We start from the raw sequence: 17,341 nt of genomic DNA, 5'->3' as shown, positions 1-17,341 counted from the left end.
GTTAATTATTGTTAAACATACAACCAGAGTGATCGGCGTATTGGTCACTTTTTTTATTTGTATTATTTTTGTGCGATGCGTATTTTTAAATATCTGACTGTACTTATTGTTCTTTTGGGGGGGGCTTATGCTGCTTCCATGTATTATTTTGTAGATGAAAGTAAGAACTTTACCGTTGAAAAGGAGATTGATTATCCGGTAGATAAAGTTTTTGCCCAGTTCAATAATCTCCAGAATTTTACGAGATGGAATAATTTTTTTACCAGTTCACAGTCTATGGATATAGATTATTATACGCCTTATGAAGGGCAGGGAAGTGCCATCAGCTACGTAGACAAACAAAATGATACCGATGGCGAAATGTTTATCCGTTACGAGAATCTCAATAAGACATTAAGATACCAGCTTTTTGAAGATGAAAATGAAAATCCAACGCTGGTTGATGTTAAATTCAAGCCGATTTCCGCAGAAAAGACCAAAATTACATGGTATGTACATACTCCGAAACTTTCCGTTTGGAGAAGGGTCGAAAATTTCTGGACAGAGGACCGTTTTGCTGAAAATATCAACAAAAGTATGGTCAATCTTAAAAATTCGCTCGGGAATAAAGTGGAAAAAGACAACCAGATGGCAGCCATCAAGTATGACAGTCTGATGGTGGAAAATGAAGAAGATAAGCTGTTATTGGGGATCAACGTAAGTACAGCCAATAAAAAAGATGCGCTTTACAAAAATATCGTGATGAATTATAACAAAGTGTATAATTTCGTATCGATGGATCTTGGTAAAAAAGATGATGAATTCGGGTATCCGGTCCTGATGACAGATGCAGATAACTATAAAGATAAAGAAGTTTCCTACTTCCTGGGAATTCCACTTTCCAAGAAAATAGGAGTGTCTGACAATAACTTTAATTTTAGGTCTGTAAACCCATCACAAAACTATGTAATGTACTACAAAGGGAGCTATGAAGGCAGAATTAAGGCCATTCAGCAGCTGATTCAGAAAGCCAAAAAAGATGAGATGCGCTTCGGAGATATCCGCCAGACCTTTATTGAACGTCCGATGGAAGGCCAGGATGTTAACCTTAAGCTCTCATTATCAGTGTATAAGTAATTTTTTTTTGATTATTTTTTTCTTAAGTTTTTTTAACGGTTTCAGACTGTTCTAACTCGGTTTTTTTTATTAAATTTGAAGATTAATTCTACAAATAAATTTTAATAAATAGATAAACTGTAATAATGGACAGATTTTCATTCCTAAACGCAGCTCATTCTCAGTTAATTGAGGATTTATACCAACAGTACTTAAAATTCCCGGATTCTTTAGAACCATCATGGAAAGCTTTCTTTCAAGGCTTCGATTTTGCTTTGGAGAACTACGGAGATGACGATAACATTCAATTTACTCAGGCTTCGGCCAGCGCTGCTCCAGCAGTACAACAGATTTCTCAGGCAGTATCAGGCGGAGAAGTTCCTGAACACATCAAGAAAGAATTTAAGGTCGTAAACCTTATTGAGGCTTACAGAACAAGAGGGCACCTGTTTACAAAAACAAACCCGGTTAGAGAAAGAAGACACTATACACCTACTTTAGATATCGAAAACTTCGGTCTTTCTAAGGAAGATTTAAATACAAAATTCAACTGTGCTGTTGAAACAGGAATGAAAGAGCCTGCTACTTTGGCAGATCTAATTAAGCACCTTGAAAATATTTACTGCGATTCTATCGGGGTAGAATATATGCACATCAACAATGTTGAAGAAAAAGATTTCATCAAAAAATGGCTTCAGGTAAATGAAAACCATCCAAGCCTTTCTGCGAATGAAAAAACAGAAATTTTATTAAAATTAAATCAGGCAGTAGCCTTTGAAAATTATCTTCATACAAAATTTGTAGGTCAGAAAAGATTCTCACTGGAAGGTGGTGAAACTTTAATCCCGGCTTTAGATCAATTAATTTCAAGATCTTCTCAGTTAGGTGTAGATGAAGTTGTTTTAGGGATGGCTCACAGAGGAAGATTAAATGTATTATCTAACATCTTCGGAAAATCTTACAAGCAGATCTTCTCAGAATTTGAAGGAAAAGAATTCGAAGAAGACGTATTTTCAGGTGACGTTAAATATCACCTAGGATCATCTAAAAAGATCAAAACAGCTTCAGGAGAAGAAGTTTGCATCAACCTTACTCCGAACCCGTCTCACCTTGAAACCGTTGCAGCTCTGGTAGAAGGAATCTGCCGTGCAAAAGTAGACGATAAGTATAAAGACTATTCTAAGGTATTGCCAATCATCATTCACGGTGATGGTGCTATTGCAGGGCAGGGAATTGCTTATGAAGTAGCTCAGATGATGACCCTTGAAGGATACAGAACAGGAGGTACTGTTCACATCGTTGTAAACAACCAGGTATCTTTCACTACCAATTTCCATGATGCCAGATCTTCAACATACTGTACAGACATTGCAAAAGTTACAGAATCTCCTGTAATGCACGTAAATGCTGATGATGCTGAAGCAGTAGTCCACGCCATCCATTTTGCTGCTGATTTCAGAGCGAAATTCGGAAAAGATGTATACATCGATCTATTGGGATACAGAAAATACGGTCATAACGAAGGGGATGAGCCAAGATTTACTCAGCCTAATCTTTATAAGGCTATTTCTAAGCACCCGAACCCAAGAGAAATCTATAAAGATAAATTAATCAACGACAGCGTTATCTCTAACGATATCATCAAGAAAATGGAAGTCGACTTCAAAGCACTTCTTGACAAAGATTTTGATGCCTCCAAAGAGATTGAGAAAAACGTAATGGACGTCTTCATGGCTGAAGATTGGACAAATTATCCAATCGGAAAAAGAGGAGCAGTTCAGTTGCCTGTTGATACAAAATATGACTTAGCTAAGCTGAAAGAGTTGGCAATTAAAATGTCAACACTTCCGGCTGATAAAAAATTCATCAACAAGATTACAAGACTTTTCGAAAACAGACTCAAGGCTATTGAAGGAAACTCATTAGACTGGGCGTTAGGAGAGTGGTTAGCTTATGCTACGCTGCTTGTGGAAGGTCACAACGTAAGAATCTCCGGGGAAGATGTAGAAAGAGGAACATTCTCTCACAGACATGCTGTTGTAAAAACGGAAGATACAGAAGAAGAATATATTCCGTTAAGACACGTTTCAGAAAACAGATTTGATGTATTCAACTCTCACCTTTCAGAATACGGTGTTCTAGGTTTCGACTACGGGTATGCAATGGCTTCTCCAAATACATTAACCATCTGGGAAGCTCAGTTCGGAGATTTCGTGAACGGTGCTCAGATCATCGTTGACCAGTATTTAGCTGCAGCAGAAGAAAAATGGAAAATCCAGGACGGATTGGTAATGTTATTGCCTCACGGTTCAGAAGGTCAGGGTGCAGAACACTCCTCAGCAAGATTAGAGAGATTCTTAACACTTTGTGCTAATGAAAACATGGTTGTAGCAAATATTACTTCACCAGCCAACTACTTCCACTTATTGAGAAGACAGTTGAAGTGGGCATTCAGAAAACCATTGATTGTCATGAGCCCTAAATCTTTATTGAGACACCCTAAAGTAGTTTCTCCGCTTGAAGATTTTGCAACAGGTTCATTCCAGCCAATCTTAGACGATCCAGCTGCAGATCCTAAAAAAGTAGAAAAATTAGTTCTTTGTTCAGGTAAACTGTACTTTGAATTATTAGCGAAGAAAGAAGAACTGAACTGTGAAAATATTGCCTTAGTAAGATTCGAGCAGTTATATCCACTTCAAACGGATGCTATTGAAGCGATCTTCAGCAAATACGAAAACAGAAAAGAACTAGTGTGGGCTCAGGAAGAACCTGAAAACATGGGAGCTTGGTCTTATATCCTGAGAAACTTCAGAGATACAGGAATTCAGGTAGTAGCTCCGGTACCAAGCGGTGCTCCGGCTCCGGGTAGTCACAAAATGTTTGAGAAAAATCAGAATGCAGTGATCAACAGAGTATTCGACAGAGACGATGCTCCTGCAAAAAGACCAGTAACAGCTTAATTAAATAATAATCAATTAAAAAATAAAAAATACTCGATATGTCAGTTTTAGAAATGAAAGTTCCTTCACCGGGCGAATCAATTACAGAAGTTGAAATTGCAACTTGGCTTGTAAAAGATGGTGATTATGTAGAAAAAGATCAACCTATCGCTGAAGTAGACTCAGACAAAGCAACTCTTGAATTGCCGGCAGAACAAAGTGGTGTTATCACTTTAAAAGCAGAAGAAGGTGATGTGGTACAAGTAGGTCAGGTAGTTTGTTTAATTGATATGGATGCTGCTAAACCAGAAGGTGCTGCACCTGCTGCTGAAGCTCCAAAACAGGAAGAAGCTCCAAAAGCTGCTGAACCTGCTAAACAAGAAGCTCCGAAACCAGCTGCTCCAGCTGCTGCTCCAACAACATATGCTACAGGAGCTCCATCTCCGGCTGCTAAGAAGATCCTTGATGAAAAAGGAATGGATGCCACCCAGGTTGCAGGAACAGGAAGAGACGGAAGAATCACTAAGACTGATGCTGAATTAGCTGCAGTTCCTGCATTAGGAGGAAGCCCTCTTACTGCTACAGGTTCCAGATCTACTACAACTACCAAACTTTCAGTTTTAAGAAGAAAAATTGCTCAGAGATTAGTTTCTGTGAAGAATGAAACAGCGATGTTAACAACTTTCAACGAAGTTGACATGTCTGAAATCTTCAGATTAAGAAAACTATATAAAGAAGAATTCGCTCAAAAGCACGGAGTTGGACTTGGTTTCATGTCTTTCTTCACAAAAGCTGTTACAAGAGCATTACAAATGTATCCGGATGTAAATGCATCTATTGACGGAGACTTCAAAGTAAACTACGATTTCTGCGATATTTCAATTGCAGTTTCAGGTCCTAAGGGATTAATGGTTCCTGTATTGAGAAATGCAGAAAACATGTCTTTCAGCGCTGTTGAAGCTAACATCAAAGACCTTGCTACAAAAGTAAGAGACGGTAAAATTACAGTTGACGAAATGACTGGTGGTACTTTCACAATTACAAACGGTGGTACTTTCGGATCTATGATGTCTACACCAATCATCAACCCACCGCAATCCGCAATCCTTGGTATGCACAATATCATCCAAAGACCGGTTGCTGTTGACGGACAGGTAGTAATCAGACCAATGATGTATGTGGCTATGTCTTATGACCACAGAATTATCGATGGAAAAGAATCTGTAGGATTCCTTGTAGCGGTAAAAGAAGGTATCGATAACCCTGTTCAGGTATTAATGGGAGGCGACGAAAGAAAAGGCCTTGGATTATAGTTTTTAATAAAATTATAATGTAAATATATGATCTCGCCTTAAAAAAGGCGAGATTTTTGTATCTATTAAGAAAATACTACAATGATGTTTTCAAAAATGACTTCCAATATCAAAGTTTCAGTAATACCTGAATATGATAGTAAAAACAGTTATCCATCCGAAAATCGTTATGTTTTCAAGTACAATATCACTATAGAAAATGACGGAAGCTTTCCTATAAAAGTACTGAAAAGAAAATGGCTCATCTTTGATGTAGGATTCGGATATACAGAAATTATAGGCGATGGAATCATCGGATTGACTCCAGAGATAGGAACCGGCGAAAATTTTGCTTATTTTTCCAACGTAATGCTTCGTTCCGGAGTAGGGAATATGAGTGGGAAATACCTGGTTAAAAACCTTGAGACACAGGAAACATTAGAAATTGATATTCCAAAATTCAATCTATTGTCTGAAGTCTTAAGTAATTGATGATTTAAGTTGCAGACCAAAGAACCCGGGTTCTGTAGTCTGTATTCAGAGTCTTTTAATTTTTGCTTTCATATAATCGTGTACTTCATCATTACTGGTGAGGAAGAGTTTCTCAAAAGCCAATAAAGATATTTTTGCACATACTTCAGCATCCGCTCCGGCTCTGTGATGGTTGAACGTAATATTGTGATATTCAGCCAGTGGCTTCAGTCCATATTTTGGAAGATAATTCCATGATTTCTTTGCAAGCTGTATGCTGCAAAGATAATTGATCCTTGGGGTGAACATCCCGTAATGTTCAAGGCAGCCTCTTAAGACAGAAGCATCAAAACCTGCATTGTGGGCAATCATTAAACTTCCATACATCATTTCCTGAGCCTCATACCAAATTTCATCAAAAGTAGGGGCATCCTGCACATCTTCAGGCTGTATCCCATGCACGGCGATATTAAATTTGCTGAAATAAGGAAAGCTTGGCGGTTTAATAAGCCACGTTTTGGTTTCTATAATCTTAGAATCCTGTACTACACAGATTCCCATCTCACAAGCAGAGCTTTTTTCATGAGTGGCGGTTTCAAAATCTATTGCGCAGAAATCCATCGATAATTTGATATTTAAATTTAATATTCGCGAAGTTATACATTTCTGATTTAGTAGTAACAGATCCCCATAAGGCTGCTATTATTTTTTACTACCACCCAAAAAGTGCCTGAAGATAAGCCATTTTGATTGATAAAATTGATCTTTCTGATGGTTCTGACGGAGTCTCCACGTTCCCGGAATCTGTGCGTAGAAGCCGAAATGAGCTCTTAAAACGGCCCAGAGATGCGAAAATCCATATTTCAGTCCGAAATAAATTCCGGCAACACCATCCAGGCAAAGCCTTAAAAAAATCAGCCATATCAGCTTTGGAAACGGCAGGTTTTTAAGCATCATAGACAGGTTGTTTCTGATATTTAAATACGTTTTCTGAGCACTTTGTTTATTTAATGTCCCACCACCTACATGATATACCTTAGACTTTCCGGTGTAAAATATTTTCTTTCCTGAATTGATGAGCCTCCAGCAAAGGTCAATTTCTTCCTGATGGGCGAAGAAACGCTCATCAAAACCATTTTGTTCCCAAAAATCTTTAGAACGGATAAAAAAACAACATCCTGAAGCCCAGAAGATTTCCGATTCATCATCATATTGTCCTTTATCTTCCTCAAGATCATCAAAAACGCGTCCCCGGCAGTAAGGATAGCCGAGATTGTCAATCAGTCCACCTCCGGCACCGGCAAATTCAAAGAAATTTTGATAATCGTAAGACAATACTTTAGGCTGAACTGCAGAAATAGAGTCATCCTTCTCAAACAGATTTAAGACAGGTTCTATCCAGTTTTCCGTAACCTCTACATCAGAATTAAGAAGACAGTAATATTCATTATTAATCTTCTTTAATCCTTCATTATATCCACCGGCAAACCCATAATTTTTATTGTTTCTAATAATTTTTACGCTAGGGAAATGCAGGTTCAGAAATGCTATAGAATCATCAGTAGAAAGATTATCAATAACATAAATATCTGCATTTTGAGAAAACTGAACTACACTCGGAAGAAATTTTTCCAGCCAGTTTTTCCCATTCCAGTTTAAGATGGCTACAGCCAGTTTGTTCTGCATGTAAATCTAATTTTTTTCAGTATCAAAAATCTTAATAGAGTCCTGATACTTCCACTTTCTGTGTGACCAAAGATAGTTGTCCGGATATTTATTTAAAGTATTTTCAAGCATTTTATGGAATTTTCTAACCACTTCATGCTCTGTAAATTTTTCCTGATCCGGGTAGATCCTGTAATAGTTGACCTGATAATAACCACGCTTTACTTTTTTCATCTCACAATAAATGAATGCAAGATCCATTCGGGTTGCCAGTTTATCATATCCTATGAACGCAGGGGTTCTTTGATGCATAAACTCTAATCCATAAGTAACATGAGAAAAATGTGGGGTTTGATCTGCCACAAACATATATGCAGAATCTCCGTTATTTTCTGATCTGAAAATGTTTCGGATCACTTCATTCGCTTCCAGAGCTTCGTTTCCGAATTTATTCCTTACCTTTTTCATCTGATTTTCCCAAAAATCACTGTTTACCTTTCTGTAAACCGGATGGCAATGAGCTTGTGGGATAATCCTTGCCAATGCATTGATCCACTCCCAATTAAAGACGTGACCAGCCAATAAAATGATGTTTTTACCTTCCTTTTTGGCTTCATGAAAAAGATCCTGATTAATATGCTGCATTCTTACTCGGGATTCTGTTTCGGAAATACTGAATGATTTTATAGTTTCCACCAGATAATCTGAGAAATTGCGATAGAATTTTTTTCGGATTTTTCTGATCTCATCTTCAGACTTACCGGGAAAAGAATTGATAAGATTCTGGGTAATCACGTTCTTTCTGTAGCCTACCAGATAGTAATTTAAGAAAAACATAACATCCGAAAAAATATATAATATTCTAAGCGGAAGTTTTGAGATGAAAAATAATATTTTAATTAAAAAGCTCATAAAACAGGCAAATTTAGTGATAATAAAATTATGGTTCTATTTTTGCAGAGAGATAAATATTATTTTTTTATTTTTATGTTATGAAAAAATTGACATTGATCGCTTTGCTGGGGTTGGGCACTCTAACTTTTGCACAGGAGGTAAAGAACTTACCGGATAACGGAAAGCAAAAAACGGCTCTTATTGTGCCAACAGAACAGAAAGAACTGGAAGCAAAGAAGAAAGCCGCTGAAGAAAAAGCAAAACTTCCTAAGCCTTACAATCCGAAAGCAGATGCGCAGGCAGATATAAATAAACTGGTAGCACAGGCTAAAAAAGAAGGTAAAAATATTATGATCCAGGCTGGCGGAAACTGGTGTATCTGGTGTCTTAGATTCAATAATTTTGTGCAGGAAACTCCTGAATTGAAAGAATTGGTGGATAAAAACTACCTATATTATCACCTGAATTATTCTCCGGATAATAAGAATGAAAAAGTCTTTGCACAGTATGGCAATCCTGGTGAAAAGTTTGGATACCCTGTATTTATTGTATTGGATAAAGACGGAAAAATGATAAAGGTTCAGCAGAGTGATGTATTTGAAGAAGGAAAAGGTTACAGTAAGGAAAAGGTAAAAGAATTTTTTAATACCTGGAAGCCTAAAGCATAAAAATAAAAGGTTGTTTCATTGGAAGCAACCTTTTTTTATTAATATTGAGCAGGTAGTTATTCTGGATCCTGATCAATCAGCAAAATAGGTGGGAGAAATTATCAAATGTCTCTGTTAGAGATTTTCAGAGTAATTTTTTTATCCAGCTTAATTTTTTCTCAGAATAGGGTGGATATTTAATATTGGGTTCACCCCATGTTGCCTTTTCAAGAACAGATTTCTGATGAGAGAAGGCTTCAAAGCCGAATTTCCCATGATAATTTCCTATTCCTGAATTACCTACACCTCCAAATGGCAGGTTTTCATTGCTTAAATGCATTACCACATCATTGATACATCCGCCTCCAAAAGACAATTTTTGTGTAAAGTTTTCCTTTTCTTCCGTATTATTCGTGAAAAGATAAGCCGCCAGAGGCTTTTCTAAATCCAACACAGCATTCAAAGCCATATTAAAATTTTTAAAGCTGATAACGGGTAAAATGGGGCCAAAGATTTCTTCCTGCATGATATCATCAGTCCAGGTTATATTGTGAAGAATAGTGGGTTCTATATACCGTTTCCCTTCATCAAAATTTCCCCCAAAGTATATTTTTTCTTTATCAATAAAACCGGTTAATCGTTGAAAATTTTTTAGATTGATGATTTTTGTATACTGTTCAGAATTCGGTCCATAGTTAAACTCTTTAATGTATTTTCTTAACATTTCCTGAAATTGTTCCTGTATGGATTCTTCAACCAATAAATAATCCGGAGCAACGCAGGTTTGTCCTGCATTCAGAAATTTTCCCCAGACAATTCTTTTGGCTGCAATTTCAAGATTCGCATTTTGGGTAACAATGGCCGGCGATTTTCCGCCCAGTTCAAGAACAACCGGTGTTAAATGTTCTGCAGCAGCCTTATATACTATTTTTCCCACTCTGGTACTTCCCGTAAAGAATATTTTATCAAATTTCAGTTTCAGAAGTTCTGTAGTTTCCTCAATTCCGCCTTCATGTACATACAGGTATTCGGACGGGAAATTTTCATTGATGATTTTAGACATTGCTTTCATGGTGTTCTCTGCAATTTCACTGGGTTTAAGAATGCAGCAGTTTCCGGCAGCCATGGCAGCAATCATGGGTGAAAGAGACAATTGATAAGGATAATTCCATGCTCCGATCACCAGGATATTACCTAATGGTTCAGCATAAATTTTACTTTTTCCAAGCTGATTAACCAGATTAGTACCTGCTTTTTTAGGTTTGGCAAGAGAATGTAAGTGTTTCAGATAATAATCAATATCATGCAGTACAAATGAGATTTCTGTGGTAAATGTATCAAATTTAGATTTTCCAAAATCACTGTAAATAGCCTCATACAATAAGTTTTCATTGGATATGATAAGGTTTTTGAGTTTTTCAAGATACATTTTTCTGAAAGCAAGACTTTTGGTCTGCTGTGTTTTAAAAAAATCTCTCTGACGCTGTAAAATTTTTTCAACTTCCATACGATAGCTTTATGACATTGTAGTGATGAACAAAGCAACAATAAACCGGCCAAACTGGGTGAGGCAGGAAGCTAAAGCGTGATGTCGGAGGTTACTTCCAGATGTTTGGGGATGGAACTTTATTTTTTTGAAAGTTTTTAGAATAATTACCAGAATATATTAGAGTTATTCTTTTTGCTTCCCAGAAACTTCATCTTACAGCATCCTTTCATCACTACATTATGTTTCGTACTGCTATTCTTACCGGGTGGTAAAGCAATAAACAAATTGCGGTAATAAGGGCCAGCCAAAACAGACCTGTAAAGATTTCCATATTCGAAAGCAATATAGACTGTGCCGTTATTTTTGCTTTAAAAGCTCCTGCAGTCATAGATAATGATTCATTAACGGGGAGTTTGGCGATATGGGCTCCAAAAATTTGACTCCACTGGCTGTAGAAAACAGGATTGGTATCGGTAAGGTTGAAGCTTAAGGTATCAGCATGTTTTAAAGTTAAAAATAACATCAGGTTTTGCATTAAAGCATACCCGATAGCAGTTGTCCAGAAACGGGTAGTGGTTCCAAGGACTGTAGCATTGGAAACATATTCTTCAGGAGTGGCTGAAATAAGATAGAAAACCAACGGAGTAAACAATAATCCCTGTGCTGCACCCTGCAAAAACAAAGGCGGACATATTGTGAAAAGGGTAGTATCCGGATAGAATGTATAGGTAAACCAGGCACAATCTATGGCCAGCAAAAGAAATCCTGTAAAGAAAACAATTCTGGATGAAATCCCTTTCACCAGACAGATTCCTGATAAGAAAACACCGAGCATTGTTCCCGCAACGTTCCAATACTGGATGTTGACAATATAATCCCACGGCCACTTCCAAACAGTTGCCATGATACTGTAGACATTATTTAATCCGGAACGGATCAGGTAAAAAATGAAAAAAAGAATCATTCCTGCAATAACATTCTTTGAACTGAAAACTTCAAAATGAAACAAAGGCCTTTTAGAGTTTCTTTGCTTAAGCATAAATAACCCGCCGGAAAGCAGGAATATAAACAGACACATAATAATGGTGTCTGATTCAAACCACATCAGTCTTTTTCCGTAAATTATAGCATAACCACCAGCCTGTAAAGATACCCAAAGTAAAAACCAGCTGGCGATATCCAGTTGATATAATGGTTTTTTAGGAAAGAACCTGTTTCTGTTGAAGATCGCAATGCCGATGATGAGTACAAAAACATGGAAATATACCATCATTAGAACCATATGCTGAAAATCATAGTTTTCAATGCTTGCTTTCAATAGGGAAGTGGTTATAGTTCCGCCAGTGAGCATTATGGTATACATAAAAAGGTAAGCAAGAACTTTGGCGTGCCTTGTTTTCAGTTCAGCAATAATCAGAGGAAGAAAAATAGCACCTTCCAACAATCCGAAAATTCCTTCCAGGAAACGGATGACAATAATCACATGATAATCATTGGTGACGGATAAAATATAAAGAATAATAACGGAAATGGAAGACATCAGCAGAACATAATATTTCACGCTGAAATATGCCATAAACCGTTGTAAAACCAAAAGGGTAACCACAAATGTCCCATACATCAAAATCATTAGGTATTGGATGTCGTCTGAATCTACATCCATAAAAGAAGAGGTGAAGGCACTGTTTGAGTGTAACAGTGACAGCAGCATCAGGTGGGGAAACAGCGCCAGAATAAGAAGCGGCAGTTTCAGCCATTGTGGTACCCATTTATGATAAACTGTATTATGTTGCATAGTTGTTTAGAAAGCGGGGAAACTGCTGATTTGTTAGTCAGCTATTTATTGTAATAAAAGTGCGAAAAGACAAAAGGGCAAAAGGGGGTAAAAGTAAAAGGTAAAGTGACAAATATGCTTAAAGAAAAAATCAGCAGATCTGTATTTTGCGGTTTTGCCTTTTCGCAGAAAAAAAAATTAATTTGAAAATTTGAGAATGGGAGAATTTGAAAATGATAATAAACTTAATACTTTAATACTCTCAAATACTCCCCCTCTCAAACTTAAATCTTCTTGGCACTCACCAAAACATTCATTCCGGAAAGGAGCTTTTCATTGTCTTTGTTATTTTCGAGAATAATCTTTACAGGGAATCTCTGTTCAATTTTCACAAAGTTTCCGGTTGCATTATCCGGTTTTACCAAAGAAAACTGAGATCCTGATGCAGGAGAAACAGAAAGGATTTTTCCTTTGAATTCTATATTGGGGTAAGCATCTGCAGTGATGATGACTTCTTTCGTCTGATCAATCTGCCCAAGCTGAGTTTCTTTATAATTGGCAATGATCCATTTTTCTTTGCTTACGATTTGTACCAATGCCTGGCCTTCCTTAATTAATTGCCCTTCCTGAATTGTTTTTTTTCCTACCCAGCCGTCATAAGGTGCTGTAATTATTGTGTATGAAAGGAAAAGCTTAGCATTATTAAGGTTAGCTGAGCTCTGCTGGATCTGGCTTTTAGCCGGAGCCACTTTAGTCTGCTGTTCGCTGGTACCCGCTTTTACAGCATTTTTCTGCTGCTCCAAAGCCAAAAGATTAGCTTTTGATTGTTCATAGGAAGCTTTTACATTTTCAAATTCCTGTTCTGTGGCTGCATCTTCCGCCAGCAGGTTTTTGTATCTTTTAAAATCCTGTTCAGTTCTCCAGATATCAATTTTTGCAGAAGCGATTTTAGCATCAATGATTTTTGTATCGCTTGCTTTGGTATTTACAGCACTTTCAATAGTGGTAATGTTTTCCGTATTGGCATGAAGATTAGCTTCAGCCATATGTACCTGGTTAACAAATTCCCGGTTATCAATAACGATTAATGTATCACCTTTGTGTACAAATTGGTTTTCATTAAATTTTATCGTTTTGATGAAGCCTGAAACCTTACTGGAAACAGGAGTGATATATTGTTCGATCTGTGCATCGTTGGTAGTAACATTTTTCCTTGAAAAAAGGTAGAAGCTTATCATTCCCGTGACTCCGCTGATGATAAGAATCCATGCAAGTAGAGTAATGGATTTATTAATTCTTTTCTCTTTTTTTGTCAGTTGTTTCTGTGCCATAGTTTTTATAGGTTTCCAATCGTATATTGGAGTTGATAGTATTTAAGTTGTCTGTTAATTTTTACGGAAATAAGGTTAGATTCTGCTTCCAGATAAGTATTGTCTGCATCAATCAGTTCTGTGATAAGGCTTAATTTATTGGCATATTTTGTTCTTACAATCCGGTAGTTTTCCTTTGCCTGATTGATGGCTTCTTCAGCTATTTTTACCTTTTGGTCAGTTTCTTCAAATTTCTTGTAAGCCTCATATACATTATGCTTTACCTTTTCTTCATTTTCTTCAATCTGAAGTTTGGCCAGATCAATATTCTCCCTGGCTTCCTGCATTTTGTATTTATTTTTATACAGATTTTCAATAGGATAAATAAGGTTCAGACCGATCATTCCCAAACGATAAGCATAAGGCTCAGGTGGAAAGAACATCATATTAGGATATTTTAGAAAATACTCTCCTCCGGCAGTTATCTTGGGCAAATAATTAGCCTTAGTAAGTTTCTGGTCTAATTCTTTTAAGGAAAGGTTTTTGTGGGTGATTTTAACTGATTCATTCCTGCTTAAGGCAGTTTCTGTTAATTCATCAATATAAGGAATGGCTGCTTTATCTGAGATTAAATCTTCTGTATCCACATGCATTTCCTGCTGTTCAGGAAGAGAAAGAATGGTTTTCAGCTTGTGCTCTGCAATTTGTATATCATTATCTAATTCTGTCCAGCTCATTTTATGGTTGGAAAGCTGTAGTGATGTTCTCAATACTTCGTTTACGGTAACTACACCATTAGCTTTTAAAGCTTTTACCTGCTTAATATTTACAGAATCTTCCTTCATCTTATCATTAATAAGACTTTGCTGTTCTTTCAAATGATGAATCTGAAGGAAAGCGGTAATCACTTCCATTTTAAGCTGTCTTTCGTCAAGATGTGTACGTAAAGCTGAAATCTGAGTATCAATAGCCGCCTTTTTCTCTGTATTTTTTATTTTTCCACCCATATAAACAGGAATGGAGGCAGAAAGTGTAAAATCATACATTCCATTGATAACATCATATTTTGTAGGTTTACCGAGTATACCATCCTGATATTGAAAAAGATTGGTAACCTGATTATAGCTGGTATGGAATTCAATATCCGGAAGCTTTTCCATTTTCAGGTCTTTCTCCTTTGTAGCAGACATTTCCTGTTTCAAATGGCTGATCCGGATATTTTTGTTGTTTTTTAAACCAATTTCTATAGCCTGTTGCAGGCCAAGATGCTGGTAATCTATCATCTGTGAATGGGAAAGGCTGCTCAATAATAAGCACAACGCTATGCACTGATATCGGCATGCGTTAAATATCATATTCATAAATTATTTAAAAGATTTTTGCTAAAATGATTTCGATACTGCAAATGTACGGTGCAAGGCTTCCGACACTATTTGTGAAACCAGAAAAAGATTTGCTCATTTGCGCCATTTTGAAAATTATACCTATCTTTATTTTATGAATGACAGTCATTTTAAGGCAGTAGAAGAGGAAGATGCTGAATTTTACGTTTATCACGTCCTTACCGGAAATATTACAACAGATATTCATTATCACAATTCTGCACAGTTGGTATATGCAGAAGGTGGTATTGTTCATGTTTTTACTGATTTGAAACACTGGTATCTTCCGGCAAGATGCTTTATGTGGATTCCTGCCGGAACGCCACATTACCTTTTTTCTACCAGTCCTAAAGTAGATCTGTATAATTTTTACTTTAAGAAAGAAGCTGATGAAAATGGCTTTTTTGATGAAATTAATATTTATTCAGTTAATGAGTTACTAAGGGAAATGATTTTATATACCAAAGACTGGAATGGGAAAATCACAAAGAACGACGGCTCAAAGTATTATTTCCTCAAAGCATTAAAAGGGATTTTACCTGAAAAAAGGGATAAAAAACTCGCATTTCCTGTTCAGCATCCTTTTCCTAAAGATGAAACCCTGCTGAAGATTGCAAGGTATATCCATGCTAATCTGGAAAAGCCTTTAACAATTGAATCTACCGCCAAAGAGTTCGGGATGAGTACAAGAACGCTCTCCAGAAAATTTAAAGAGATTTTAGGTATGAATTACGTCCGGTTTCTCAGGGCATTAAGAATTACGCGTTCTCTTGAACTGATGCTGGAAGGGAAATATAATATGTATGAAATTGCCATGATGGTGGGGTACAACAGTCTGTCTTCTTTCAGCAATATCTTTAAAAAAGTAATTGGGGTAGCACCAACAGAATACCAGCAGAAATTAAGAGGTAACCGATAGTTGTTAGGTATTGTTTTTCTAGATTTGAGAGTTCGAAGGCTTGGAGTGGAGGAGACCAAATCTCACATCTGATTCTTGGTTCTCTCAGTTATAGTCCCCAAAAATAAAAACCACTTCAAAAAAATGAAGTGGTTCTGTATGGTGAGAAATTCTCAGTCGCTTATTAAGCTTCTTCAGATTTAGCCTCTTCCTTTTTAGCAGGAGCAGCTTCAACTGGTGCGTCAGAAACGATGTCGAATTCGTAGTTGTACTCAACATTTCTGTGAAGTCTGATAAGAGCAGCAAATTTACCAGTTCTCTTGATAGTGTTACCAGGAATTTTGATATATTTTTTCTCTACAGAAACACCAGCTTTTTCTAAAGCAGCAGATAGATCAGCATTGTTGATAGATCCGAATAATTTATCACCAGCACCTACTTTTGCAGGGATAGTGATAGAAGTTTTCTTCAATTGCTCAACTACAGCGTTAGCAGCAGCAATTAATTTAGCTTCTTCTTCTTTTCTAGCTTCTAATGTAGCTTCTAAAGCAGCTTTGTTTTTAGGGGTAGCTAAAAGTGCAAATCCTTGAGGGATTAAGAAGTTTCTAGCATAACCAGGCTTTACGTTTACTGTATCAAACTCAAGTCCTAAGTTTTCTACGTCTTTTTTTAGGATAATTTCCATTGTTGTTGTCCTTTTTTAGATTTTAGATTATAGTCTAAAATCAAGTTAGAATTAATGATGTATTCAGCAACAAAAGAAGAGATTGCTCTCTTCCTTTATTTATTGTCTTATTTTAATAAGTCAGCTACGTATGGTAGTAATGCAAGGTGTCTTGCTCTTTTGATAGCAGCAGAAACTTTTCTTTGGTATTTTAAAGAAGTTCCAGTGTATCTTCTTGGTAAAATTTTACCTTGCTCGTTTACGAATTGTAATAAGAAATCAGCATCTTTGTAGTCAACGTGCTTAATTCCGTATTTTTTGAATCTACAATATTTCTTTTCAGATTTTGTGTTGATATCAAGTGGAGTAAGGAATTTTACTTCAGATTCTCCTCCAGCTGAGGCTTGTTTAGCCATTTCATCTATTGCCATGTCTTGTCTTTTTTAAAAAATAGGGTTAATAATTAAGCTTTAGCTGCTTTTACTTTAGCTCTTCTAGTTACAGCGTACTCAACAGCGTGTTTGTCAAGTTTTGTAGTAAGGTAACGGATTACTCTCTCGTCACGTTTGAATGCTAATTCTAAGTCAGCTACTACAGAACCTTCTCCTTTAAATTCAATTAAAGTGTAGAATCCGTTCTTTTTCAATTGGATTGGGTAAGCTAATTTTTTTAATCCCCAGTTTTCTTTAGCAACGATTTCGCAGTTCTTTTCTTTGATTAGATCTTCGAATTTTTTCACTGCTTCCTCCACCTGTGCATCAGATAGAACGGGAGTTAAAATGAAAACAGTTTCGTAATTGTTCATAATGTTAAAAAATTTG

The 17,341-nt window shown here is 36.6% G+C and carries 16 protein-coding genes; 6 read left to right on the top strand and 10 right to left on the bottom strand.

Going from position 1 to position 17,341, the window contains the following annotated elements; translation table 11 throughout:
* Positions 1–75 precede the first annotated feature (75 nt).
* The 4 genes from EG339_RS19050 (at position 76) to apaG (ending at position 5,818) form a co-directional block, all read left to right on the top strand.
* Positions 76–1,116, top strand: a complete 1,041-nt coding sequence (locus EG339_RS19050; RefSeq protein ID WP_123871489.1) for an SRPBCC domain-containing protein — start codon at positions 76–78, stop codon at positions 1,114–1,116.
* Positions 1,117–1,241: 125 nt separating this feature from the next.
* On the top strand, positions 1,242–4,055 hold the full coding sequence (locus EG339_RS19045) for a 2-oxoglutarate dehydrogenase E1 component (RefSeq protein ID WP_123871488.1): 2,814 nt from the start codon (positions 1,242–1,244) through the stop codon (positions 4,053–4,055).
* Between the two features lie 38 nt (positions 4,056–4,093).
* Complete coding sequence (gene odhB / locus EG339_RS19040) at positions 4,094–5,347, top strand: 2-oxoglutarate dehydrogenase complex dihydrolipoyllysine-residue succinyltransferase (RefSeq protein WP_123871487.1); 1,254 nt, start codon at positions 4,094–4,096, stop codon at positions 5,345–5,347.
* An 81-nt stretch (positions 5,348–5,428) separates the two neighbouring features.
* Positions 5,429–5,818, top strand: a complete 390-nt coding sequence (gene apaG, locus EG339_RS19035) for a Co2+/Mg2+ efflux protein ApaG (RefSeq protein ID WP_066700001.1) — start codon at positions 5,429–5,431, stop codon at positions 5,816–5,818.
* 45 nt (positions 5,819–5,863) lie between these two features.
* On the opposite strand, the gene EG339_RS19030 is transcribed toward apaG, so the two are convergent.
* The 3 genes from EG339_RS19030 to EG339_RS19020 all read right to left on the bottom strand — a co-directional run bounded on the left by EG339_RS19030 (position 5,864) and on the right by EG339_RS19020 (position 8,374).
* On the bottom strand, positions 5,864–6,418 hold the full coding sequence (locus EG339_RS19030) for a 3'-5' exonuclease (protein ID WP_123871486.1): 555 nt from the start codon (positions 6,416–6,418) through the stop codon (positions 5,864–5,866).
* Between the two features lie 81 nt (positions 6,419–6,499).
* The gene (locus EG339_RS19025; protein WP_123871485.1) at positions 6,500–7,483 is read right to left on the bottom strand and encodes a glycosyltransferase family 2 protein; all 984 of its coding nucleotides are present in this window, start codon (positions 7,481–7,483) and stop codon (positions 6,500–6,502) included.
* 6 nt (positions 7,484–7,489) lie between these two features.
* The gene (locus EG339_RS19020; protein ID WP_123871484.1) at positions 7,490–8,374 is read right to left on the bottom strand and encodes a lysophospholipid acyltransferase family protein; all 885 of its coding nucleotides are present in this window, start codon (positions 8,372–8,374) and stop codon (positions 7,490–7,492) included.
* Between the two features lie 80 nt (positions 8,375–8,454).
* Between EG339_RS19020 and EG339_RS19015 the strand changes: the two genes are divergently transcribed.
* Positions 8,455–9,024 carry a thioredoxin family protein gene (locus EG339_RS19015; RefSeq protein ID WP_123871483.1) on the top strand — a complete coding sequence of 190 codons (570 nt, stop codon included), beginning with the start codon at positions 8,455–8,457 and terminating at the stop codon, positions 9,022–9,024.
* Between the two features lie 124 nt (positions 9,025–9,148).
* On the opposite strand, the gene EG339_RS19010 is transcribed toward EG339_RS19015, so the two are convergent.
* The 4 genes from EG339_RS19010 to EG339_RS18995 form a co-directional block, all read right to left on the bottom strand.
* Positions 9,149–10,510, bottom strand: a complete 1,362-nt coding sequence (locus EG339_RS19010) for an aldehyde dehydrogenase (RefSeq protein ID WP_123871482.1) — start codon at positions 10,508–10,510, stop codon at positions 9,149–9,151.
* Positions 10,511–10,724: 214 nt separating this feature from the next.
* The gene (locus EG339_RS19005; protein ID WP_123871481.1) at positions 10,725–12,287 is read right to left on the bottom strand and encodes an MFS transporter; all 1,563 of its coding nucleotides are present in this window, start codon (positions 12,285–12,287) and stop codon (positions 10,725–10,727) included.
* A gap of 263 nt (positions 12,288–12,550) precedes the next feature.
* Entirely contained in the window at positions 12,551–13,597 is a 1,047-nt protein-coding gene (locus EG339_RS19000) for an HlyD family secretion protein (RefSeq protein WP_123871480.1), read from the bottom strand.
* Between the two features lie 5 nt (positions 13,598–13,602).
* Positions 13,603–14,937 carry a TolC family protein gene (locus tag EG339_RS18995; RefSeq protein ID WP_228459653.1) on the bottom strand — a complete coding sequence of 445 codons (1,335 nt, stop codon included), beginning with the start codon at positions 14,935–14,937 and terminating at the stop codon, positions 13,603–13,605.
* A 136-nt stretch (positions 14,938–15,073) separates the two neighbouring features.
* Between EG339_RS18995 and EG339_RS18990 the strand changes: the two genes are divergently transcribed.
* The gene (locus tag EG339_RS18990; protein ID WP_123871479.1) at positions 15,074–15,877 is read left to right on the top strand and encodes a helix-turn-helix domain-containing protein; all 804 of its coding nucleotides are present in this window, start codon (positions 15,074–15,076) and stop codon (positions 15,875–15,877) included.
* 163 nt (positions 15,878–16,040) lie between these two features.
* Here the strand turns inward: EG339_RS18990 and rplI are convergent, their stop codons facing one another.
* From rplI to rpsF, 3 genes are all read right to left on the bottom strand, one after another.
* Positions 16,041–16,541, bottom strand: coding sequence for a 50S ribosomal protein L9 (gene rplI / locus EG339_RS18985; protein ID WP_123871478.1), 501 nt, complete (start codon positions 16,539–16,541; stop codon positions 16,041–16,043).
* Between the two features lie 107 nt (positions 16,542–16,648).
* Positions 16,649–16,951: a 30S ribosomal protein S18 gene (rpsR, locus tag EG339_RS18980; RefSeq protein ID WP_002979091.1), complete on the bottom strand. Its 303-nt coding sequence runs from the start codon at positions 16,949–16,951 to the stop codon at positions 16,649–16,651.
* Positions 16,952–16,983: 32 nt separating this feature from the next.
* A complete protein-coding gene (gene rpsF, locus EG339_RS18975) occupies positions 16,984–17,325 on the bottom strand; it encodes a 30S ribosomal protein S6 (protein WP_002979092.1) in 342 nt (113 codons plus the stop codon).
* Between the last annotated feature and the right edge of the window lie 16 nt (positions 17,326–17,341).

The sequence above is a fragment of the Chryseobacterium bernardetii genome, from assembly GCF_003815975.1.
Classification (GTDB): Bacteria; Bacteroidota; Bacteroidia; order Flavobacteriales; family Weeksellaceae; genus Chryseobacterium; species Chryseobacterium bernardetii.
Note: the sequence above shows the minus strand (reverse complement) of the source record. Positions and strands in the feature narration are given on the sequence as shown.